Source organism: Vreelandella arcis, assembly GCF_900103865.1.
In the GTDB taxonomy this organism is placed as follows: Bacteria; Pseudomonadota; Gammaproteobacteria; order Pseudomonadales; family Halomonadaceae; genus Vreelandella; species Vreelandella arcis.
Map to the genome: position 1 here is coordinate 200133 of NZ_FNII01000008.1, position 21551 is coordinate 221683.

A 21551-nucleotide genomic window follows, 5' to 3' on the forward strand; every position below is an offset into this window, starting at 1 on the left:
TGACCTCGCGTCCCTGGTTAAAGCTAACCGATGATTTTTTGCCAGCCTAACAGGCTCCAGGTGAGCCCCGCGAGTAGCAACGACAGCATTACCGCGGCAGAACCAATGTCTTTGGCCCGCCCGGACAGCTCATGATGCTCAGGACCTATGCGGTCCACAACGTTTTCAATCGCGCTGTTCAGTAACTCAACAATTAGCACGATAAATAAGCTGCCCACCAGTAACAGCCAGTTAACCGGCCCATCGCCAATCCACCAAGCCAACGGTAGCAGAATAACGGTAATCGCTACCTCTTGACGAAACGCTGCCTCGTTACGAAACGCTGCTTTTAATCCTTTCAATGAATAGCGCGTGGAATGCGCTAAATGTGCCAAGCCGGTATGTCCTGGTTTCATGGCTTTTGCCTCAAAATAAAGTCATCAATTGGCGAGTATCATGGCATCAAGATCCTTCGTCAGCGGATCCAGCACCTGCGACCAGTTTAAATAGGGTGTACTGGCATCACCGTTGACCAGCACACTGAACACCCCCCAGCGGCCTTGCGCGGTACGAAAATAACCCGCGGCGGCTCGCACCGCGAACGGCTGGTTCAATGTGCCGGTTTTTAACATGACGTTGTGTTGAAACGTCTCCGGACCGCGCCTAATAAAGCGCATCACCCCGTTGGCGGGCGACTGAAAGGCGGCGATAAAGCTCGGGAAAAGCGCACTTTCATGAAACATCTCGGTCAGCATAACGTTGATACCGTGCGCCGAAGTACGGTTTTCAGTGGTCAGCCCGCTACCGCTGTACAGCGTCAGTGGGCCGTGTCCCGGCAAACTCTGGGCATAACGCTCCAGCGCCTGGCCTGCTTCGCGAAGCTGCGCTTGGGGCGAATCTACCAAGTTTAGGGCCAGCACATCGGCCATGTAGTTATTCGAATAGTTCATTATGCGCAGCAGTAATTCCTGCAGAGGCTTACTATCCACGGCGGCAAGCTGCTGCGCATCACCGGGCGGGCGCATTGACGTCAGTTGCCACCCATCGCGCACGTTAATACCCGCCTGACGGAGCATGCCCAGCAACACCTCGGCGGTTACCTCGGCCGCATCACCCGCGCCACGGTAAACATCCCGCGCGTGCGCATTGGTGGATATTTGCCCGCTCAAGCGCATCACATCACCCTCAGCGGTGGTAATCCGCTCGGCATTGAGCTTGGTGCCGCTATTATCGGGTTTGGTGACCACACGGTTGTCAATGGTAAGGTCTAACGCCTGTCCGTCGCACATCGATATCCGGGCGGGCGCATTAGGCACTGAGGCGGGCCTCACGTTGGCACACCAGCTACCAAAATTAACCCCCGCCGACGATAACGGCGCACTGTAGGTATTTGCCACGCGCGTTTGGGCATCACAACGATCCGTGGTGATGCACTCGACAGGGCCAAAACGCCATTGGTTAACCACCAAGGCGCCCTCAACCTCACGCACGCCGGCTTGCTGCAACCGCTGCACCAAACGCCATATATTTTCCGCGCTCAACCCGGGGTCTCCGCCCCCTTCAAAAATTAAATTACCGCGTAAAACACCGTTCTCAAGCACGCCGGGGCTTACCAACTGGCTAGTAAAACGATGCTGGGGGCCAAACCGCTTTAAGGCCGCGGCAGCCAGGTACGCTTTGGTAACCGATGCCGGAGAGAGCTGACGGGTCGGCTCGATGCTCGCCAGTGGTGCCGCGCCAGCATCAACATTCAGCAAGCGTGCTTCAGCGCTAATCGCGAACCCTTTGCTTTGTAACTCCCCGACACGGCTAAAGTCCGCCCACAGCGACCCGCTGGCCATCAGGCTTATGATGGCCACGGCAGGCCGCCATCCCCAGTGCTTTGTTATACAACGCCGCCAGCCAACGCGGAACATTCGCTTCTCCTTAATGCACGCTCATTTTTGAAAATACCTGTAGCGTCACCACGCCCGCGACAATCAAACCAATACCGATCAGGCCGGGGGCATCTGGCTTTTCGCCAAACACGACAACGCCCACCAGCGTGACCAAGACAATCCCTAACCCCGCCCAGATGGCGTAGGTAATCCCCACGGGCAAGCTACGCAATACCAGGCTCAACAGGTAAAATGCCACGCCGTATCCACCCACCACCAAGAGGCTTGGCAACGGGCGAGTAAAACCCATGGAAGCTTTTAACGCGCTGGTTGCCACCACCTCGGCAATGATTGCCAGCACTAAATAAACAAACGTCATGTCGACTCCAACGTCACGCACAAACGCCATAACGTTTGGCCACTTTGATGATACTTGGCCTCAAACGGCGTTAAATACTCGCCGTTGGGCACCCACTCGCCTAAGTCGGCCTGCTGGCCGGTCACCTGCGCCACAGCTAAAGCGAACTCTTCAACATAAAGCTGCCAGTTAGACCGCAGTTCAATCAGGCCACCAAGCGCCAACAGTGTGGGGAAGACCGGATGCCCATGCCAGCGCATTTTCAAATGTGACGCTTTGGGGTACGGATTAGGATAAAGCAAATAGTGACGCTCAGGTGCCCAACCGGCCAAATGGGCCAGTCGCCAAAAATCGACCAGATCGGCCCGCACCAGCCGTGCATTAGGCGGTAGTTCGCCGTGGACCCGCGTTAGCCGATCGTTGCTACGGTCAACGCCGATCACCGCGTGTTCAGGAAACTGCGCCGCCAATCGCCGAGTCGAGAGCCCCACACCGCAACCGGCGTCGAGTATCAATCGCGGCGACTGACTCTCTCGCCACTCTGCCGCCAACTCAAATGCCCGTTGGGTATGCGCGGCGATAGGCTTACGCAACGGGTGCGCTAGCCCACGACTAACCCGGCGGGCTAAATCGTGGTGAGGGCCTGGCTGATTGGATATCACAGGACGCGAAGGCTGCTGCATATTGACTCTCTTTTGATGCCAGCGCGAAATAAATAGCGCAAAAAAACGTGATTCTATCAGCCCAGCGTGGATGCGGCATGACGCCGCCGCTCGCCCGGTGATATGATCGTTGGCAGTAATACGCATTTTGTCATATTTATTAAGTGCAAAGCGGCGGGTCAGGCGTTTGTTTATTGTTTAAGCGTTGGTGGATACTATGTTTCCGAACTATGTTTTTGCAGACTTCGCCGATGACCTCTAGCGTTACGCATTGCCAATAACTGTCATTTAAAAACCACCGCACCACGAGGAACCCGGCTTGTCACACTTACCGGTGATTGTCGGCATGGGCGGCATCAATTCCGCCGGCAGAACCTCGGGCCATCAGGCCTTCCGCCGCACCGTGCTTGATGCGCTCCCTGCTGACCAGCAACGCCAGACATTAGAAGGCCTCGCGACACTGATGCGCTTGGCTTTGCCATCTCCACAGGGTTGGCACGATAGCGCAGGGCAGCCCATGGCGGCCCCGGCCGATGTGCTGCGCGAGCAAATCCTCAACCATACGTTAATTCGACGCAACGAAGACCCGCGGTTTAGCTCACCAGGTCTGCCGGCGAATCGCCAAGTGAGCATGCAACTCGACGAACCGTTGCGCTTCAGGCTGCGTCGTCGGCAATTGCCCGATCACCTCCCCCCTCATTGGCAGATCGAGCCTATTGACGCCCGTATGGTGGAGGTAGTCGTTCCCGCCGGTGAAATGGAAGCCCTGCTGCCCGATGCACAAACGCCTAAGGTGCGTGCCGCGGCACGGTTGCCCTCAGGCTTTGACCCCACGCTTTTATACCGCAGCGTGCATCATCCGCGCGGCTTAGCCATGGCAATATTTGGGGCAAGCGACTGCCTGGGCGCCAGCGGCCTGTCGTGGGAACAACTGCGCCAACAGTTAAACCCGGATCACATTGCCGTTTACGCAGGCAACTCCATCGGCCAGTTAGACGACCAAGGTTGGGGCGGGCTACTAAAAAGCTTGGTCAGCGGACAGCGTGCCACCTCTAAACAAATGCCGTTAGGCTATGGCCAGATGCCCGCCGATTTTTTGAACGCTTACGTGTTAGGCAGCGTCGGCGGCACCGGAGCCGCGTTAGGCGCTTGCGCAAGCTTCCTTTACAACCTGCGGCTGGGCATCGATGACATTCGCGCCGGTCGCCGCCGTGTGGTGATGGTGGGCACCGCCGACGCGCCCATTACCCCCGAGATTATCGAAGGTTTTCGCGCCATGGGGGCGCTGGCCGATGATGCCAGCCTCAAAGCTCTCGACGCTTTAGAGCTTCTCACGGACGCCGATTACCAGCGCGCCTGTCGCCCCTTTGCGCGCAACTGCGGCTTTACAATGGCCGAGTCCAGTCAGTTTGTGCTGTTGATGGACGATGCTCTCGCCTTGGAGGTCGGTGCCGATATCTTGGGTGCCGTACCGGAGGTATTCGTCAACGCCGATGGTTTCAAGCGCTCTATCTCGGCCCCCGGCATTGGCAACTATATTACGCTGGGCAAGGCGGCCTCGCTGGTTCGCGACATGCTGGGCGATAATGCCCTGCGAACGCGCAGCGTGTTACACGCCCACGGCACCAGCACACCGAAAAACCGCATCACCGAATCCCATGTTTTCGATGAAATCGCCCGCGCCAATGGCATTAGCGACTGGCCGGTTGTGGCCATTAAAGCCTTTATTGGCCACTCCCAGGGAAGTGCCGCTGGCGACCAGTTGGTGAGCGCTCTGGGCAGCTTCGCCCACCAACTACTGCCCGGCATCCCTACGCTTGATGCCGTCGCCGATGACGTTTACGCCGACCGCCTGCGATTCTCGTCAACCGCCCAACCCTTTAATGCCGATGCGGCCTTTATCAACGCCAAAGGGTTCGGCGGCAATAACGCCACCGGGGTGGTGCTTTCGCCTGCCGTCACCGAGCGCCTATTGACGCAGCGACATGGCAAAGCCGCTATCCAGGCTTGGAAAACACGCCGCGAAGCCGTGCGCGATAACGCCGTCGCATATTTTGCTCAAGCTGACCAAGGCCACTACGCCCCCCGCTATCAGTTTGGTGAAGCGGTACTCGAAGGCCCCGAACTGGATATTCAGGCAGATCGAATTCACATTCCCGGCTATGCCCAAGCGGTTTCTTTACAGAGCGATAACCCCTTTGGCCGCCTTGATGATGAGGAGCCAAGGTCATGATGGGCCAACGCGAGAACATTGCCGTCTATCCGGGGACTTTTGATCCCATCACCAATGGGCACTTCGACCTGATTCAACGCGGTGCCCGGATGTTCGACAAAGTAGTGATTGCCGTCGCCGCGAGCCCCGGCAAACGCCCGAACCTGGAGTTAGCCACGCGGATTGAGTTAGCCCAGGTTGTGTGCGCCTCGCTACCCAACGTAGAGGTGATTGGCTTTTCCACGCTACTCACCACCATGATGTATGAGCAGCAGGCGACCATTATTTTGCGCGGCTTGCGGGCGGTCTCGGACTTTGAATACGAGCTACAGCTAGCGAACATGAACCGCGCCCAGAACCCTGAGTTGGAGAGCGTTTTCCTGACCCCAGCGGTGGAAAACTCGTATATTTCCTCTACCATTGTGCGAGAAATCGCTAAGCTTGGCGGGGATGTTTCGCCGCTAGTGCACCCCAAGGTCGCAGAGGCTCTACGTAAGCACTACACTATGCCTCCTAAGACACCTCCTGAAACCTAGATCCTACACGGTGGCGGTAGAACACTGACTGCGTTGCGACGCGGCCACCGCTGCGTTATTCGCGAGGTATACCCATGGCCTTAATGATTACCGACGAATGCATCAACTGCGACGTCTGCGAACCTGAATGCCCCAATGATGCGATCTCGCCCGGTGAAGAAATCTACGTGATCGACCCCAACCTATGCACCGAATGCGTGGGCCACTTTGATGAACCTCAGTGCCAACAGGTTTGCCCAGTCGACTGCATTCCGCTAGACCCTGAGCGGCCTGAAACGCACGACCAACTGATGAAGAAGTACCGCATCATCACAGCTGCCTAATCCTAATGAGGATATGGGCTCTTGCCTGGCCAATCATCATCTCCAACATCACCGTCCCGCTACTGGGACTGGTGGATACGGCGGTGGTCGGCCACCTACCCGACTCACGTTACCTCGCCGCCGTCACCCTTGGCGCCACGCTGTTTAGCTTCCTGTATTGGGGGTTTGGCTTTCTACGCATGGGTACCACCGGATTAGTGGCCCAAGCGGTCGGCCGCGAAAGCCACAGCGACGTGCGCAACTTACTCGGCCAGTCGCTTATTATGGCCGTGGTGATCGGCAGCCTGCTAATTATCTTCGCCTCGCCGATTATCTCCCTGGGGCTCTGGCTGCTCGACGGCAGCGAGGTCGCCACCTCCCTGGCAAGAAGTTACGCCGAAATACGCCTTTGGTCGGCCCCAGCCGTGCTGGCTAATTACACCATTTTGGGCTGGTTTCTCGGCCAACAAAATGCCCGTGTCACGCTGATGATTTTGGTGCTTACGAACAGCGTCAATATCGTTCTCGATATCTGGTTTGTCATGGGGCTGGGCCTCACCAGCGACGGTGTCGCCTGGGCCAGCGTAATCGCGGATTACTGCGCTCTGGCGTTTGGTGGCTTTCTCGTTCTGCGTCAGTTGGGGACACTCGAAGGTCGTTTTCTGCGCAGCCGTCTATGGGCTCTTTCTGCCTACACGGCACTATTTAACGTCAACGCCAATCTTTTTATTCGCACGCTTGGGCTATTGTTCGCCATGGCATTCTTCACCGCTCAAGGAGCGCGCCAGGGCGATACGACCCTCGCCGCCAACGCCGTATTGCTGCAGTTTATTATGTTGACGAGCTATGCGTTGGATGGTTTCGCCCACGCGGCGGAGTCCCTGGTCGGCAGTGCCTACGGACGCCGCGATTGGCCAGCCTTCGCCGCCACCGTGCGTGCGGCAGCGCGTTTTTCATGGTGGACCGCGGCAGGGGCTGCGTTGCTATTCGCCCTTGGCGGCAATGGGTTGATTGCGCTACTCACGGGGCTTGAAGACGTTCGCGCGACCGCGGCGACTTACTTGCCCTGGATGGTCGCCATGCCGTTGATCGCCGTATGGAGCTATTTATTGGATGGCGTCTTTATCGGCACAACATCCATTGCCGCAATGCGCAACAGCATCTTTATTGGCTTGGCCGTTTATTTGCCCACCTGGTGGCTGACCCAAGGCCTGGGTAACCATGGCCTATGGTTCGCCTTTACACTATTTACCTGCGTACGTTCGGCGGTCTTAATCGGTTATTATCGGCATTACCGTATTAACCACTGGCGTTAATACGACAGCTGTCAAGTGCGCCTAATGTGATGAAAAATAAGCCTTGGCCCCGTATATTAGCTATGCACTTCCTAATAACGAATAAAGTGAGCCTGCCATGCTGAAAATGATATCCAAACCGGCAGTGAAGATGGTCGAACGCTATCTTCCTGATCCGTATATTTTTGTACTGCTCCTCACGCTTATTGCTGCCGTCGCGGCGATCGCCATTGAACGCCAAACGCCGCTCGCCGTACTGCGTTTTTGGGGGGATGGCTTTTGGGGATTACTGACCTTCTCCATGCAGATGCTGCTGGTGCTGGTGACCGGCTTTATGCTGGCAAGCTCCCCACCGGTCAAACGCCTGTTGCAACGGCTGGCCAGTACCGCGAAAAGCCCGGGTGGCGCCATTATCCTGGTGACGCTGGTATCTCTGACGGCAAGCTGGATTAACTGGGGCTTTGGGTTGGTCGTCGGCGCACTGTTCGCCAAAGAACTGGCGCGCTTGGTACGCGTTGACTATCGCTTGCTGGTGGCCAGTGCGTACTCCGGCTTTGTGGTTTGGCACGGTGGACTTGCGGGTTCAATTCCGCTCACCATTGCCACCGAAGGCCACTTTTCCGCGGATGAGATTGGCATTATTGGCACCGGCTCAACAGTGTTTGCCTTCTTTAACCTTGCGATTGTGGTGTGCTTGTTTATCACGATTCCGCTGGTGAATCGGCTAATGCTGCCAGACGAAAAAGACAGCGTTTACATCGACAACAAGCAGCTGGAAGATGAGCCGGAAACTAAAGGCCGCATTACCCGTCCCGCTGAAAAACTCGAAAACAGCACAACGCTAGCGTGGCTAGTGGGGATACCGGGCCTGCTGTTTCTAGCCGACCATTTTCTGTTACGCGGTGGCGGCCTGAACCTGAACGTCGTTAACTTCTTGTTCCTGTTCCTCGCCATTGTGCTTCACCGCACGCCGCGAAGCCTGCTGAACAGCTTGTATGAAGCGGTTAAAGGCGGCGCCGGCATCGTTATCCAGTTCCCGTTTTACGCCGGCATTATGGCCATTATGGTGCAATCGGGCCTGGCGCAGAGTATGTCTGAGTGGCTGGTATCCTTTGCTACCGCCACTTCGCTGCCGTTTTGGTCGTTCATCAGCGCCGGGATTGTGAATCTTTTTGTGCCCTCCGGAGGCGGTCAGTGGGCCGTCCAGGCGCCGGTCATGCTGCCTGCCGCAGAAGCACTCGGGGCGGACGTTGCCCGCGTTGCCATGGCCGTTGCCTGGGGCGATGCCTGGACAAACCTGCTGCAGCCGTTCTGGGCACTGCCGGTGCTCGCCATTGCCGGTCTAAAAGCCAAAGATATTATGGGCTTTTGTCTGATTCAGCTGCTTATCACCGGCGTCATCATCTCGATTGGCTTAGTCTGGTTCTAAGCCTTTTCGTAACCCACGTAAGCGCCTGCCAATTTGGCAGGCGCTGAGCATTTACCTGGACGCATCGCTTATGTCGGATACCACAACAACCGCGCTACCCGGGCAGCACGAACTCTCCATGACCGTTTTAATGACGCCCGACATGGCGAACTTCAGTGGCAAAGTTCACGGCGGGGCCATCCTTAAAAAACTCGATGAGGTGGCCTACGCGTGCGCCAGCCGCTATTCAGGGCACTACGTGGTCACGTTATCCGTCGACCAAGTGCTCTTTAAGCAACCCATTCACGTAGGTGAATTGGTGACCTTTTTGGCCAGTGTTAATCACGTGGGCCGCTCGTCGATGGAAATTGGCATCAAGGTCGTGGCGGAGGATATTCGCAACAAGCTCATTCGTCATACCAACAGCTGCTACCTTTCCATGGTCGCTGTGGATACCGACGGCAATCCCGCTGAGGTGCCCGCACTTGCCTTGGCAACGCCTCTACAGCAGCTACGCTTTGAGAAGGCGGCACTGCGCAAAAAAATGCGCAAACAAGCCGAACAAGAAGAGAAGTTAACCCAACAGCAGCATCAATCACACCAGCCGCGTTGAGCTATTAAGGCACAACACCGCTTCCTCACCAAGCCAAAGGAGTTGCCATGCCTGCCAGGGAGCGCTACCCCCACCTTCCCAAAGGCGTTGAGTACGCGCATATTGGCTGGGACTTTTTCATCTTAGCAGCCGTGGTTATTAACCTTGGCTTGTTATTGTTTGATTCGCTATTTTTGCTCGCCCCGTTTAACCAGGCTATTGAGGCACTATCACCGGGCTTTCATAGCATCTACCAATCGGCTATTCACAGCCGCTTTATTACCATCGACCTATTTTTTGTTGGCATTTTTATCGCCGACGTTCTGCTTGGCTGGACGGTAGCCATTGCAGAGCGACGCTATCATCGCTGGTTTTTCTATCCCTTTGTGCATTGGTACGACGTGCTGGGCTGTATTCCCCTTAGCGGTTTCCGCTGGCTGCGCATTCTGAGGGTGATTTCGTTAATGAACCGGCTGCATCGCCTGCGTCTTATCAACATCGAACGCTGGGCGATTTATCAGTTTTTTGCCAAATACTATGAAATTCTGTTGGAAGAACTCTCCGACCGCATTGCCTTACGCTTACTGGATAACGTGCAGCATCAGATTCGCTCCAGCGACTCACTCACAGAGCGGGTTATTGACCGTGTTGTCATGCCGCGCAAACAGCAACTGATTCAAGAAATCGCCCAGCGGCTAGAGGCTTCGGTGGGCACCGCCTACCAACACAACCGGCAAGCGATTATGGCGGCGATTAGCGAGTTGGTCAGCCGCACGCTACGTGAAAGCCCCGAAATTCAGCGTCTGCGACGCCTGCCTATGGGTGAACCGGCCACCAGCGCAATGGAAGCCTCGCTGAGTGGCGTGGCTCAACGACTGGTCGACGAGGTTGCCCTGGGAATTTACTCTCCGGAGTTTCGCGAGCTGGTGGTGGGCATGGCAGAGAACGGCTTTGATAGCTGGCTGACCGTAGATGAAGGGAGTGATCGAGTCACCGAACAAGTGCTATTTGACGTACTGGAAATGCTTAAAGATCAAGTACGCCACAAGGAATGGAAAGATCGTTATGAATAATCTACAACGTTACCGGGGCTAACGGCCGCTCGGTTAAACAGGCGGCAACGATACTTAATGCCTGAATGAGCTCGCTGCGATCCGCTGCGGCCCCCACACACAGACGAATAGCCTGCGGCGCTGGCGTGCTACCTACACAAAAAGGCTCTGCGCTGCTTACTTTAACACCACGCTGTAGCAGCCGATCACAGAGCTCTAGTGCGCGACTCCCCTCCGGAAGCGTAAGCCAGACATTACTGCTATGCGAACGCCCGCTTAACGTAAATCCTTGAAGCCATTCGGCGGCCAACTGCTGACGCTCGGCTAACTCTTGGGTTTGCCAGTCAAGTAAGGTGTCAGCCGCGGTTTGGTTAATCCAATGGCAAGCAACGTCGACCATTAACGGCGGCACCATCCAACTCTGCGCGCGAAGGCCCGCGGCTAGTCGTTCGTATAGGCTGTCAGGTGCACGCAGCACGCCAATACGCAGCCCGCCAGCCAGCACCTTAGCGGTACTAAAGACGAACAACGTGCGTTCCGGGGCCAACTTATAAAGGAGGGTGCCACGCAGCTCCAGCGGTAAATACTGCACGCCATCCTCTATTAGCCAGATATCATAGCGCCTCGCCAACGCCACCAACTGTTCACGACGCGACTCGCTCAGGCAAGCACCCGTGGGGTTGTTTTGATCCGGCGTAATATAAATCGCCCTCGGCGGCTGACGGGCACACTGAGCCTCTAGCTGATCCATGCGCATGCCGTCATCATCCTGACCAATTCCTACTAACTTAAGATGCCCCTGTTGTGCAGCACTAATCGCACCCGGATACGTTAAGGCATCGGCGGCCAACAGCTCGCCCGGCCGTAGCAAGGTACTCAGCGTCAAACTAAGGCCATGTTGCCCTCCCTGAGTTATCAGCAATTCATCGGCCACCAGCGGCATGCCTAACCTATTCAACCAGCTCGCTAATGCTTCGCGGTGCTCTCGGCGACCTTGAGCTTCTTGGTAGGTAACGCCGCGCGCCAGTGCGGCCTCTGAATGGCTTAAACTAACCAGTGCCTCACTCAGCAATGACTGTCGCAAGGGATGCGGTGGTGGCAAGCTAAGACTTAAATCGATCACACCGGGCATTTCGTCAGCGGGAAACGACGGGCTAAAAGCGTTGTCCTGCGCCGGGCTTTTCACATAGGTGCCACTACCCACGCGGGCCAACACCCACCCATTGCGTTCAGCCTCTGCATAACCCCGCGTCACCGTACCTATCGTCACGCCTAATGCATCCGCCAAACGGCGCTGGGGCGGCAAACGCTCACCGGGCGCTAACGTTCCTGCACGAATGTCGGCCTCTATTGCGTGTGCGATGGCGCGATAGCGCGAACCGTTAAATGCGTCCAGTGATGGAACCCACATTGTCATGGTGACAATAAAACCTTTGACGTCAATTTAAAGCCCATTATGCTAGGTAAAACCACCGAATAATACCACTTTAAATAATATTGTATGGATACAATAAAATGAACAGCGAATGGTTAATCCTCGGCCCTGCCGCGCTCTATATGATGTCGATGACGCTTACCCCCGGGCCGAACAACATTATGCTCACCGCCTCGGGCGCTAACTTTGGTTTTCGGCGTACGCTGCCGCATATGTGGGGGATTTTAGGCGGCTGTTTTATACTGTTTGCAGGTATCGCGTTGGGCTTAGGTATGTTGTTTGAGCGCTACCCGGCATTCCAAACCACGCTGCGCTGGGTGGGTAGCGCTTATTTGCTTTACCTTGCCTGGAAGATCGCCAGCGCGCCGCCGCCCAATCTCAAGGTGCGGGAGCATAGCGTCCCGTTTACCTTCTGGCAGGCGGCCGCGTTTCAATTTGCCAACCCTAAAGCGTGGGTGATGGGCTTGGCACTGATGGCTGGCTTTCTCCCCGAAAGCGGCCCGCCGGTGTTCAATGCGCTGCTGCTGGCAGGCTTTGCCGAAATAGTGGGATTACCGTGCATTGCTTTATGGGCCGCCTTTGGCAGTGCCATTGGGCAGTGGATCAAAAGCGACAAGGCATGGCGGGCGTTTAATATCACCATGGGCATTTTGACCGCCGCCTGCGTAGTGTTGATTCTTGGCTAGGTTTAGCACCGCATGCTCAAGACGTCACCAAATCTGAGTTTACTCAGCTAATGGATGTGTCCCTGTCTTATCGTAAGATTGATTGGGAACATACCGTTGCGGGCACTTCAGGCTCTGACGACTGGCGCGCGCCCATCGAGAGCTAAGCGCCTCGCCATGCGTAGCCTGCAAAGGCTACGCATGGGTTTTATCGCCAACGGCTCACCTAAGCGGCCCTTAGTGGGCTTCGTCCCAGTTGTTACCGCTTTCCGCTTCTACAATAAGCGGCACGCTCAGTTGCGCGGCGCCTTGCATACGCTGCTGAATCTGTTGGATAAAGGCGTCTACCTGAGCCTCGGCCACTTCAAATACCAGTTCGTCGTGCACCTGCATGACCATCAGCGCGTCAAATTCCCCCTCTGCCAGCCAGGCGTCCACATCAATCATCGCTTGCTTAATGATATCGGCCGCCGTGCCTTGCATGGGCGCGTTGATCGCGGTGCGCTCCGCTCCCTGACGCCGGTTACGGTTTTGGGAGTGAATTTCGGGTAGGTAGAGACGGCGCCCGAATACAGTTTCCACAAAGCCGTCTTCCGCTGCCTGGCTGCGAATACGCTCCATGTAGCGCGCCACGCCCGGATAGCGGTCAAAGTAGCGGTCGATGTAGGTTTGCGCTTGATTACGCTCAATGTGCAACTGGCGTGAAAGACCCCAGGCGCTCATCCCATAGATCAAGCCGAAGTTGATGGCTTTGGCGCTGCGCCGCTGATCACCGGAGACTTTTTCAAGCGAGGTGCCAAACACTTCCGCAGCGGTAGCGGTATGAATATCGCGCCCCTCGGCAAACGCTTCCAGCAGCCCCTTGTCCTCCGAGAGGTGCGCCATGATGCGCAGTTCGATCTGCGAGTAGTCGGCCGCGACGATGCGATAGCCGGGGCGAGCCACGAACGCCTGGCGAATCTTGCGGCCTTCTTCGGTGCGGATCGGGATGTTCTGCAGATTGGGATCGGACGACGATAGCCGCCCGGTGGCCGTCACCGCTTGGTGGTAGCTGGTATGCACCCGCCCGGTGGCTTTATTGAGCAGGCGCGGCAGCTTATCGGTGTAGGTGGACTTCAGCTTGGCCAGCCCGCGATGCTGCATAATCACCTTGGGCAGTGGGTAATCCAGTGCCAGTTCTTCAAGCACCGCTTCTGCCGTGGAGGGCGCACCTTTGGGGGTCTTTTTGAGTACCGGGATTTTCTGTTCTTCAAACAGAATCTGCCCCAGCTGTTTGGGCGAACCCAGGTTGAACTCACGGCCCGCCAGTTCATACGCCTGACTTTCAAGTTCGCGAATCCGGGTGTCTAGCTGCTGGCTCTGTTCATGGAGGCGCTCAGCATCCAAAGCCACGCCGTTGCGTTCAATGCGCGAGAGCACGCTGATCAGCGGCAGCTCAAGGGTGTCCAGCACCTCGGCCAAGCGGCCCTCTCGCTCGACCTGGGGGCGCAACGTCTCTTGCAGTCGCAGGGTAATATCCACGTCTTCACAGGCATATGGCGCCGCCTGCTCCAGGGCTATCTGGTTAAAGGTCAGTTGCTTGGCGCCTTTTCCGGCGATCTCCTCAAACGAGATGGTGGTTTCGCCCAGGTACTTCAGCGCCAGCGAGTCCATGTCGTGGCGGGTGGCGGTGGAGTTCAGTACATAGGAGGCCAGCATGGTGTCGGCCAGCGGCCCTGACACGCTAATGTCGTAGTTCGCCAGTACGGAAATATCGTACTTGAGGTTTTGGCCGATTTTGGTTTTCTGCGGGTCTTCGAGCAGCGGTTTTAGCGCGGCCAGCACGGCTTTACGATCAAGCTGCTGGGGGGCATCCAGATAGTCGTGGGCAAGCGGAATATAGGCGGCTTCACCAGCCTCCAGTGCCAGGCCGATGCCGACGATTTCCGCCTCCATGTAATTGAGGCTGGTGGTTTCCAGGTCGAAGCAGAAGCGCTCCGCTTTTTTGAGCCGCTCAAGCCAAGCGTCGAATTCGCTTTGGCTGACGATGACGTGATCATGACGCTCACTGGGGGCAGGCGCCGGGCTATCGTCGACCGCATCGGCGGATGCCGGCTCGCCACCCTTTACGTCATCAACGCCTTCGTCTTTGCCCTCGAGCAGCTCACCGAGCCACTGCTTAAACTCCATCTCTTTGTAAAGTTCTACCAGCGCTTCGCGGTCGGGATGGGCGATATCCAGGTCGTCCAGCCCCACCGGCAGGTCGCAGTCGACTTTGATCGTGGCGAGCTGGTAGGAGAGAAACGCCTGCTCGCGGTTTTCCTCAAGCTTCTTGGGAAGCGTTTTTGCGCCACGGAATGACAGCGTTTTTACCCGCTCCAAATCATCGTAGATGGTATCGAGCCCGCCGCCCATGCCCTGTAGCAGGCCAATAGCGGTCTTTTCCCCCACCCCAGGCACGCCGGGGATGTTATCCACCTTGTCGCCCATCAGAGCGAGAAAGTCGATAATCAGCGCCGGCGGCAGGCCAAACTTCTCTTCAACCCTTGCTTCGTCGAGGGTTTCGTCCTTCATGGTGTTGACCAGCGTGATATGAGCGTTTACCAGCTGCGCCATGTCTTTATCGCCGGTGGAGATGACCGCATCGCGCCCCGCCTGGGTGGCGTGGTGGGCCAAGGTGCCAATCACGTCGTCCGCTTCGACGCCGTCGATGCATAACAGCGGCAGGCCAAGGGCTTTCACGCAGGCATGGAGTGGCTTGATTTGGCTGCGCAGGTCGTCGGGCATCGGCGGGCGATGCGCTTTGTATTCGCTATACAGCTCATCGCGAAAGGTTTTTCCCGGCGCGTCGAACACCACCGCCATAGGGCTTTCGGGGTAATCTTTGATCAGCCGTTTGAGCATGTTCAGCACACCCTTAACGGCCCCCGTGGGCTGGCCGTTAGAGGTCGTTAAAGGCGGCAGCGCATGAAACGCGCGATAAAGGTACGAGGAGCCATCGACAAGCACGATCGGAGCACGGGCCATAACCAAATTCCATTGTGAGCAAACAGTAAGAAAGTCTGCTCGCCATGATACGCGTTCAACGCCTACGCTGCAGACCCAAGATAGTTCAATGGCGTACTTCAACATGACACAACGCTGCCAACTGTGGCATCAAGCCGCTACAATAATGGGCTTAGCAACCTGGGCGAGATTCTCATGGCTGTATTCACCCCGCTTAGCGACGCACAGGTCGCTACGTTTTTAGAAAAATTTGATGTAGGTAACTTCGTTTCGCTCAAGGGCGTGGCGGCCGGCACCGAAAATTCGACCTTTTTTGTGACCACCGACCGCCGCGAATTGGTATTAACCCTGTTCGAGCAAGGCGAGCATGCCGAGCTGCCGTTTTTTGTCGAGTTACTCGACTATTTGGATGAGCATCGCCTGCCGGTTCCGGGCACGGTGCACGACCGCGACGGTATCTCACTGCACAGCCTGGCCCATAAGCCGGCGCTGCTATTTCCGCGCTTGCCGGGGCGCCATCCCGAGGCACCCAACCTCAGCCAATGCCAGGCACTCGGCGATACCCTCGGGCGGATGCACGTGGTTTCCAAGCGCTTCCCTGGGCACCGCCCCAACCCGCGAGACCTGCATTGGCTGCGCGTGATGCATCACAAAGTGCTGACCTACTTAAGCCCAGACGACCAAATGTTAATGAAAGACGAGGTCGATGATTTCGAAAGCGCGTTCGCCCAGCACGACGAACTGCCGCAAGGCGCGCTACACGGCGACTTATTCCGCGATAACACGCTGTTTGAAGGCGATACGCTCGGCGGTATTATCGATTTTTATAATGGCTGCACAGGGGATTTGCTGTTTGACTTGGCCATTGTGATTAACGACTGGGCTTCCAACCAAGACGGCTCGCTGAGTAGCGAACGCTATGAGGCCATCTTGAGCGCTTATCAGGCGCGTCGCGCCCTAACGGCGGATGAGCAAGCGCTGTGGCCGACCATGTTGCGCATGACTGCGCTGCGCTATTGGCTATCGCGTCTGCTGGTTGTTTATGTTGACCCGCCCGCCCACGACTTAACGCCCCATGATCCCGAGCGCTTCCGTACCATTCTAAAAACGCGCATAGCCAAAGGCGCGTTGCCGCTACCCAAGGTGTCTTCATGAGTGAGATAGCCGCCACCAGCCCCTCGGCCCTACGTGCCCGCCGCACCTGGAACATTGACCAGTGGGGCAGCGGTTACTTCGACGTGGATGACCACGGCCAAGCGCTGGTGCGCCCGCTAGGCAGCAACGCGGAAGGCCCAGCGTTGCCGATTAGCGGCTTAGTTCGCCAACTTCAGGCCGCCGGTCTACGCCTGCCTGTGCTGGTACGCTTTAGCGATATCCTGCATGACCGCGTGGAACAGCTTTGCGGTGCCTTCGATATGGCGATGCAGGATAGCGACTACCGCGGCGGCTATACAGCGGTTTACCCCATCAAGGTTAACCAGCAGCGGCGCGTCGTAGAAGAAATTTTGGCCACCGCCGAACGGGGCAATGGCCGTGTTGGACTTGAGGCCGGCAGCAAGCCTGAACTACTGGCGGTACTCGCCTTATCGGACGGTGGCTCTTCGCTGATCGTATGCAATGGCTATAAGGATCGCGAATACATCCGCCTGGCCTTGCTAGGCGAAAAGCTCGGCCACCGGGTTTATCTGGTGGTGGAAAAGCTTTCAGAACTGGCGATGATTTTAGAGGAAGCCCGCGAGCTTGACGTGACTCCACGCATTGGCCTGCGTGCGCGGCTTGCCTCGGTGGGCAAAGGCAAATGGCAAAACACCGGCGGTGAAAAATCCAAGTTCGGCCTAACCGCCAGCCAGATTTTGGAAGTGGTCGACACACTACGCTCCCAGGATGCCCTGGCAAGCCTGCAACTCGTGCATTTCCACCTGGGCTCACAGATTGCCAATATCCGCGATATCCAGCGCGGCCTGCGCGAGTGTGCCCGCTTTTACCAAAACCTGATAAGTCTGGGCGCGCCCATTGACACCGTCGATGTCGGCGGGGGCTTAGGCATTGACTACGAAGGCACGCGTTCGCGCAGCGACTGCTCGGCCAACTACTCGATGCGCGAGTATGCTCGCAACGTGGTCAGCGCATTTGCCCAACTGTGCCAAGAAGCCAACCTGCCCCAGCCGCACTTAATTAGCGAATCTGGCCGAGCACTCACCGCCCATCACGCGGTGTTGATTACCAACGTGATCGGCGACGAACGCATCGACGCTACCCCACCCGAGCGCTCGCTTCAGAACGACCCACAGGTTGAGGCATTGTGGGGTGTCTTTGAGCAGTTATCCGAGCCCCAAGAACCTCGCGTGTTGGTAGAAGCGTGGCACGATCTCTTGCAAGCGGTGAGTGAGCTTCAGGATCGCTTCGTGATGGGACTGAACACGATCAACGCCCGCGCTGAGGGTGAACGCGTCTATATGGCCGCGTGCGCGCGACTGCGCGACCAGCTCGACACCCGCAACCGCGCTCACCGCGAAATCCTGGATGAGCTCGCCGATAAGTTGGCCGATAAGCTGTTCGTCAATTTTTCGCTGTTCCAGTCGGTACCCGACGTGTGGGGCATTGAGCAAATCTTCCCGGTGCTGCCGTTAAGCGGACTGGATCAACCACCGACCCGTCGCGCGGTTATCCAGGACATCACCTGCGACTCGGACGGCCGCATCGATAACTATGTAGACGGCCAGGGCGTCGAAAGTACGCTCCCCATTCCCGAGTGGGCAACGGATGACGAACGCTGGTTAGGTTTTTTCCTCGTCGGGGCTTATCAAGAAATTCTGGGGGATTTGCACAACTTATTTGGCGATACCGACTCGGTGGATGCCGCCCTCGGCTCCAACGGCGAATGGGTGCTGACCAATCACCAGGCCGGCGACACGGTGGCCGATGTGCTTGGCTACGTAAATTTCGACGCACGGGTATTAAAGCAAAAACTCACGGAACAATTGATTACCAGCGGCTTTTCTACTCAAGAGCAGGCGCGCTTTGCAGCTAGCTTAAGCGACGGCTTAGAAGGCTACACGTATCTTGAGTAACGGCTCGGTAAGAAGATAGCTATTTTTTATTCCTCTAATACAAAAGGTTAGAGGAATTTTTTATTTTTGCTGCCAGTTCCCGCCAATAACCACCTCTGTCACCACATTCTGTAATCCCACCACAAAAAAGTATAATTTTATTTAACAGGCTAAAAATAAACCTTCCAGGGTGATGGGCATTTGCCTTATCACCGTCATGGATCTACGATGGGAACGGTTCCATTTGTAGAGATAAAATGCCAACAACCACTCAACAACGCACAACGATCCTCGAGGTCGCACGCGAGGCCAGGGCTTCCAAGACCAGCGTTTCCCGCTACTTCAGTGAAGAGCGCGAGCGGCTCTCTCCGGACATGCAGACGCGCATTGCCGCCGCTGCCCAGCGCCTGGGCTACCGCCCCAATCGGATGGCCAGCGGCCTTAAGGGGGGGCGCTCGAGGCTGATTGGGATGCTGGTGGCGGACATCCGCAATCCCTTCTCTGTGGCGGTGATGCACGGTGTAGAACAGGCCTGCCGCGAGCGCGGCCTGTCACTGATGGTGTGCAACACCGACAATGACCCGGCCCAGGAACGTGAGCACCTCGCCCTACTCGCCTCGTATCGTGTCGAGGGCCTGGTCATCAACGCCGTCGGCAGCCCGGATCGGGAACTGCAGGCGCTGGTCGAACAGGGCACCCCCCTGGTACTCCTCGAGCGAGAGCTGGGCGAGGTAGAGGCTGAAGTGGTGGGACTCGACAACGTACGAGCGCTCGACATGGCTCTGAACCACCTCCAGGCCCAGGGTTATGGCGAACTGCTTTACCTTAGCGAACCCCCGGAGCAGGCCAGTCCACGCCAGACACGCCTGACACGCTTCCATCAGGGGATCGCGGCGCGTGGCCTGGCCGGTGAGGTGCATTGCCGGCCCCTCGGCGATACCGAGGCTCTGCACCATGCCATTGGCGATTTCGTGGCACGCCCCAGCACGGTGCCCCGGGCGGTACTGTGCGCCAACGGCAATGCCACCCTGGCCGCCACCCGAGCCCTCCGGGCCCTCGGCGCGCGCCTCGGCGAGGTCGGACTGTTGGGCATCGACGAGCTCGACTGGTGCGAGCTGGTCGGCCCCGGCATCACCACGCTGGCCCAGCCCACCGAGGCAATCGGTCGTGCTGCCGTTGAGTGCCTAATGCGCCGCCGTGAGGGAGGTGGTGAGCGCATTGCCCCAGCGCGCCGAGTGCATTTCCAAGCCAGCCTGATCCCACGCGGCTCTACCCGCCGCTAATCCACCTATTCGAGAATCCCTATGCCCAGCCTAACCTCCAACACTCAAATGGTACCGTTCCCACCATTACTGCCCGGCGCGTCGGAGCCCCCCGCCGTCCTGATCGCCACCTCCGCCTATGGCCACGAGGCTATCGCCACCCACGGCCATAGCGAGGTGCTATCGTGGCTCGCCGCGGCCGGGGCCGACGGTGTGGAGATCCGCCGTGAACTGCTGCCAGCTGGCTTCGCGGATTTTACCGACCTTGGCCGAGCCTGCGCCGATATGGGCCTGGCGGTCGTTTATTCCGCCCCCGAAAGACTTTGGGAAGCCGACCGCTTCGCCGCGAACCTGGACGAGCAACTTGGCGAGGCTGTTGCCCTGGGCGCAGTCGCGCTCAAAGTCCCCATGGGACATTACACCGGTGGGGCTCAGGTCGACTGGGCGGCGCTGCGCGAACGCCTCGCCGCCGGCCCGCCGCTACTGGTAGAAAACGATCAGACCCACGAAAGCGGCACCCTGGAGCCCCTCGCCACCTGCTTGGAAGACGCCGCGGCAGCGGACTGCCCGCTAGGCATGACGTTTGACATTGGCAACTGGCACTGGACCGGCACCGATCCCCTAGACGCGGCACGGCGCCTGGGGCCCTTCGTACGCTATCTTCACTGCAAGGGGGTCGTGCGCGATGATGGGCGCCTCGAGGCCGGCGTGCCCGGCGACGGTGAGCTTTCCGACTGGCGTACACTGCTGACGCACTTACCCGCCCAACTGCCGCGCACCGCCGAATACCCCTTACAGGGCCAGGATCTGACCGCCCTCACGGCGGCACAAGTGGCGCGGCTGCGCCGCCTCTGATAACCCATCCATGACATAGCACCCATGACATAGGAGACTGCCATGACCCCACCTTCCGCACCTCCCGAGATCCTCGCCTTCGGCGAGGCCATGACGATGTTCGTCGCCGAGGATCCCGGCGAGCTGGCAGGTGTCGAGCATTTCCAGCGCCGCATCGCAGGCGCCGACACCAACGTGGCCATCGGCTTGGCCCGCCTGGGTTTCCATGTCGGCTGGCTAAGCCGGGTAGGCAACGATAGCTTCGGCAGCTTCATTCGCCGCGCCCTGGAAGCCGAGGGGCTGGACTGCCGACACCTGCGCACTGACCCCAAGCACCCCACTGGCCTGGTGTTCAAGGAACTTGCCCAGGATGGTGCCGATCCCCACGTGGAATACGTCCGTCGTGGCAGTGCCGCTAGCCATTTGGCGCCGACGGACGCCGACGGCGTCGACTTCTCGGCGCTGCGCCACCTGCACGCTACCGGCATCCCCCCAGCGCTCTCATCGAGCGCCCGCGAGCTTGCCGAGACCATGTTTGAGCGGGCCCGAAACGCTGGCGCCAGCCTCTCCTTCGACCCCAACCTGCGCCCCAGCCTATGGAACAGCGAGGCCGAGATGCGCGACACCCTCAACGCCCTGGCCGCGCGCGCCGACTGGGTACTGCCCGGCCTGGCCGAGGGCCGCCTGCTAACCGGCCGCGACAGCCCCGAGGCGATCGCCGATTTCTACCTGGAGCGCGGCGCCCAGGCGGTCATCATCAAGCTCGGCCCCCAGGGCAGTTACTATCGCGGTAACCTGGGAGGCAAGCAGGCCGACTTTACCGTTCCCGGCGTACCGGTGGCCGAGGTTGTCGACACCGTGGGCGCCGGTGACGGCTTTGCAGTAGGCGTGATCAGCGCTCTGCTCGACGGCCTCTCGACTCGGGAAGCACTGCAGCGCGGCAATCTGGTCGGCGCCCTAGCAGTGCAGGTACGCGGCGACATGGAAGGCCTACCCGATCGCACCCAACTCGAAACACTGGCATCTACACCTCAATAAGGAGACCTA

The 21551-nt window shown here is 58.0% G+C and carries 19 protein-coding genes and 1 pseudogene; 14 read left to right on the forward strand and 6 right to left on the reverse strand.

Going from position 1 to position 21551, the window contains the following annotated elements; all coding sequences use genetic code 11:
- Positions 1-23: 23 nt before the first annotated feature.
- The 4 genes from BLR97_RS11670 to trmB all read right to left on the reverse strand — a co-directional run bounded on the left by BLR97_RS11670 (position 24) and on the right by trmB (position 2897).
- Positions 24-395 carry a diacylglycerol kinase gene (locus tag BLR97_RS11670; protein WP_089706687.1) on the reverse strand — a complete coding sequence of 124 codons (372 nt, stop codon included), beginning with the start codon at positions 393-395 and terminating at the stop codon, positions 24-26.
- A 24-nt stretch (positions 396-419) separates the two neighbouring features.
- Positions 420-1820, reverse strand: coding sequence for a D-alanyl-D-alanine carboxypeptidase/D-alanyl-D-alanine endopeptidase (gene dacB / locus BLR97_RS11675; protein ID WP_244511297.1), 1401 nt, complete (start codon positions 1818-1820; stop codon positions 420-422).
- An 85-nt stretch (positions 1821-1905) separates the two neighbouring features.
- The gene (locus BLR97_RS11680; protein WP_089706693.1) at positions 1906-2235 is read right to left on the reverse strand and encodes a DMT family transporter; all 330 of its coding nucleotides are present in this window, start codon (positions 2233-2235) and stop codon (positions 1906-1908) included.
- Positions 2232-2897 carry a tRNA (guanine(46)-N(7))-methyltransferase TrmB gene (trmB, locus tag BLR97_RS11685; RefSeq protein WP_089706695.1) on the reverse strand — a complete coding sequence of 222 codons (666 nt, stop codon included), beginning with the start codon at positions 2895-2897 and terminating at the stop codon, positions 2232-2234. Before trmB ends, BLR97_RS11680 begins: the two co-directional genes overlap by 4 nt.
- Before the next feature lie 325 nt (positions 2898-3222).
- Between trmB and BLR97_RS11690 the strand changes: the two genes are divergently transcribed.
- The 7 genes from BLR97_RS11690 to BLR97_RS11720 all read left to right on the forward strand — a co-directional run bounded on the left by BLR97_RS11690 (position 3223) and on the right by BLR97_RS11720 (position 10294).
- Complete coding sequence (locus BLR97_RS11690) at positions 3223-5109, forward strand: beta-ketoacyl synthase (RefSeq protein WP_089706740.1); 1887 nt, start codon at positions 3223-3225, stop codon at positions 5107-5109.
- Positions 5106-5624 carry a pantetheine-phosphate adenylyltransferase gene (gene coaD / locus BLR97_RS11695; protein ID WP_089706698.1) on the forward strand — a complete coding sequence of 173 codons (519 nt, stop codon included), beginning with the start codon at positions 5106-5108 and terminating at the stop codon, positions 5622-5624. The genes BLR97_RS11690 and coaD overlap by 4 nt, the downstream gene beginning before the upstream one ends.
- A gap of 74 nt (positions 5625-5698) precedes the next feature.
- A complete protein-coding gene (locus tag BLR97_RS11700) occupies positions 5699-5947 on the forward strand; it encodes a YfhL family 4Fe-4S dicluster ferredoxin (RefSeq protein ID WP_074395288.1) in 249 nt (82 codons plus the stop codon).
- A gap of 5 nt (positions 5948-5952) precedes the next feature.
- Positions 5953-7242 carry an MATE family efflux transporter gene (locus BLR97_RS11705; RefSeq protein WP_089706701.1) on the forward strand — a complete coding sequence of 430 codons (1290 nt, stop codon included), beginning with the start codon at positions 5953-5955 and terminating at the stop codon, positions 7240-7242.
- 97 nt (positions 7243-7339) lie between these two features.
- Positions 7340-8650 (forward strand): short-chain fatty acid transporter, encoded by a 1311-nt coding sequence (locus BLR97_RS11710; RefSeq protein ID WP_089706704.1) that lies wholly within the window; start codon positions 7340-7342, stop codon positions 8648-8650.
- A 70-nt stretch (positions 8651-8720) separates the two neighbouring features.
- Positions 8721-9242, forward strand: coding sequence for an acyl-CoA thioesterase (locus tag BLR97_RS11715; RefSeq protein WP_089706707.1), 522 nt, complete (start codon positions 8721-8723; stop codon positions 9240-9242).
- A gap of 47 nt (positions 9243-9289) precedes the next feature.
- A complete protein-coding gene (locus tag BLR97_RS11720) occupies positions 9290-10294 on the forward strand; it encodes an ion transporter (protein ID WP_089706711.1) in 1005 nt (334 codons plus the stop codon).
- A gap of 1 nt (position 10295) precedes the next feature.
- Here the strand turns inward: BLR97_RS11720 and BLR97_RS11725 are convergent, their stop codons facing one another.
- Positions 10296-11690: an aminotransferase-like domain-containing protein gene (locus BLR97_RS11725; RefSeq protein WP_089706714.1), complete on the reverse strand. Its 1395-nt coding sequence runs from the start codon at positions 11688-11690 to the stop codon at positions 10296-10298.
- A 98-nt stretch (positions 11691-11788) separates the two neighbouring features.
- Between BLR97_RS11725 and BLR97_RS11730 the strand changes: the two genes are divergently transcribed.
- Both BLR97_RS11730 and BLR97_RS11735 read left to right on the forward strand, forming a co-directional pair.
- Positions 11789-12394, forward strand: a complete 606-nt coding sequence (locus tag BLR97_RS11730) for a LysE family translocator (protein WP_089706717.1) — start codon at positions 11789-11791, stop codon at positions 12392-12394.
- Positions 12395-12402: 8 nt separating this feature from the next.
- A pseudogene (locus tag BLR97_RS11735) lies at positions 12403-12540 on the forward strand (type VI secretion system tube protein Hcp); the annotation flags it as partial.
- Between the two features lie 70 nt (positions 12541-12610).
- On the opposite strand, the gene polA reads toward BLR97_RS11735, so the two are convergent.
- Positions 12611-15379 carry a DNA polymerase I gene (polA, locus tag BLR97_RS11740; RefSeq protein ID WP_089706718.1) on the reverse strand — a complete coding sequence of 923 codons (2769 nt, stop codon included), beginning with the start codon at positions 15377-15379 and terminating at the stop codon, positions 12611-12613.
- A gap of 174 nt (positions 15380-15553) precedes the next feature.
- On the opposite strand from polA, the gene BLR97_RS11745 reads away from it, so the two are divergent.
- The 5 genes from BLR97_RS11745 (at position 15554) to BLR97_RS11765 (ending at position 21542) form a co-directional block, all read left to right on the forward strand.
- Positions 15554-16513 (forward strand): homoserine kinase, encoded by a 960-nt coding sequence (locus BLR97_RS11745; protein WP_089706741.1) that lies wholly within the window; start codon positions 15554-15556, stop codon positions 16511-16513.
- Positions 16510-18429, forward strand: a complete 1920-nt coding sequence (gene speA, locus BLR97_RS11750; protein ID WP_089706720.1) for a biosynthetic arginine decarboxylase — start codon at positions 16510-16512, stop codon at positions 18427-18429. Before BLR97_RS11745 ends, speA begins: the two co-directional genes overlap by 4 nt.
- A 236-nt stretch (positions 18430-18665) precedes the next feature.
- On the forward strand, positions 18666-19691 hold the full coding sequence (locus BLR97_RS11755; RefSeq protein WP_089706721.1) for a LacI family DNA-binding transcriptional regulator: 1026 nt from the start codon (positions 18666-18668) through the stop codon (positions 19689-19691).
- A 21-nt stretch (positions 19692-19712) separates the two neighbouring features.
- Positions 19713-20525 carry a sugar phosphate isomerase/epimerase family protein gene (locus BLR97_RS11760; RefSeq protein WP_244511294.1) on the forward strand — a complete coding sequence of 271 codons (813 nt, stop codon included), beginning with the start codon at positions 19713-19715 and terminating at the stop codon, positions 20523-20525.
- Between the two features lie 42 nt (positions 20526-20567).
- Positions 20568-21542, forward strand: coding sequence for a sugar kinase (locus BLR97_RS11765; RefSeq protein ID WP_211605121.1), 975 nt, complete (start codon positions 20568-20570; stop codon positions 21540-21542).
- Positions 21543-21551 lie beyond the last annotated feature (9 nt).

Coding starts and splice junctions, on each gene's coding strand:
- BLR97_RS11670 (WP_089706687.1), bottom strand. CDS start 395: ATGAAACCAGGACATACCGGCTTGGCACATTTAGCGCATTCCACGCGC.
- dacB (WP_244511297.1), bottom strand. CDS start 1,820: ATGGCCAGCGGGTCGCTGTGGGCGGACTTTAGCCGTGTCGGGGAGTTA.
- BLR97_RS11680 (WP_089706693.1), bottom strand. CDS start 2,235: ATGACGTTTGTTTATTTAGTGCTGGCAATCATTGCCGAGGTGGTGGCA.
- trmB (WP_089706695.1), bottom strand. CDS start 2,897: ATGCAGCAGCCTTCGCGTCCTGTGATATCCAATCAGCCAGGCCCTCAC.
- BLR97_RS11690 (WP_089706740.1), top strand. CDS start 3,223: ATGGGCGGCATCAATTCCGCCGGCAGAACCTCGGGCCATCAGGCCTTC.
- coaD (WP_089706698.1), top strand. CDS start 5,106: ATGATGGGCCAACGCGAGAACATTGCCGTCTATCCGGGGACTTTTGAT.
- BLR97_RS11700 (WP_074395288.1), top strand. CDS start 5,699: ATGGCCTTAATGATTACCGACGAATGCATCAACTGCGACGTCTGCGAA.
- BLR97_RS11705 (WP_089706701.1), top strand. CDS start 5,953: ATGAGGATATGGGCTCTTGCCTGGCCAATCATCATCTCCAACATCACC.
- BLR97_RS11710 (WP_089706704.1), top strand. CDS start 7,340: ATGCTGAAAATGATATCCAAACCGGCAGTGAAGATGGTCGAACGCTAT.
- BLR97_RS11715 (WP_089706707.1), top strand. CDS start 8,721: ATGTCGGATACCACAACAACCGCGCTACCCGGGCAGCACGAACTCTCC.
- BLR97_RS11720 (WP_089706711.1), top strand. CDS start 9,290: ATGCCTGCCAGGGAGCGCTACCCCCACCTTCCCAAAGGCGTTGAGTAC.
- BLR97_RS11725 (WP_089706714.1), bottom strand. CDS start 11,690: ATGACAATGTGGGTTCCATCACTGGACGCATTTAACGGTTCGCGCTAT.
- BLR97_RS11730 (WP_089706717.1), top strand. CDS start 11,789: ATGAACAGCGAATGGTTAATCCTCGGCCCTGCCGCGCTCTATATGATG.
- polA (WP_089706718.1), bottom strand. CDS start 15,379: ATGGCCCGTGCTCCGATCGTGCTTGTCGATGGCTCCTCGTACCTTTAT.
- BLR97_RS11745 (WP_089706741.1), top strand. CDS start 15,554: ATGGCTGTATTCACCCCGCTTAGCGACGCACAGGTCGCTACGTTTTTA.
- speA (WP_089706720.1), top strand. CDS start 16,510: ATGAGTGAGATAGCCGCCACCAGCCCCTCGGCCCTACGTGCCCGCCGC.
- BLR97_RS11755 (WP_089706721.1), top strand. CDS start 18,666: ATGCCAACAACCACTCAACAACGCACAACGATCCTCGAGGTCGCACGC.
- BLR97_RS11760 (WP_244511294.1), top strand. CDS start 19,713: ATGCCCAGCCTAACCTCCAACACTCAAATGGTACCGTTCCCACCATTA.
- BLR97_RS11765 (WP_211605121.1), top strand. CDS start 20,568: ATGACCCCACCTTCCGCACCTCCCGAGATCCTCGCCTTCGGCGAGGCC.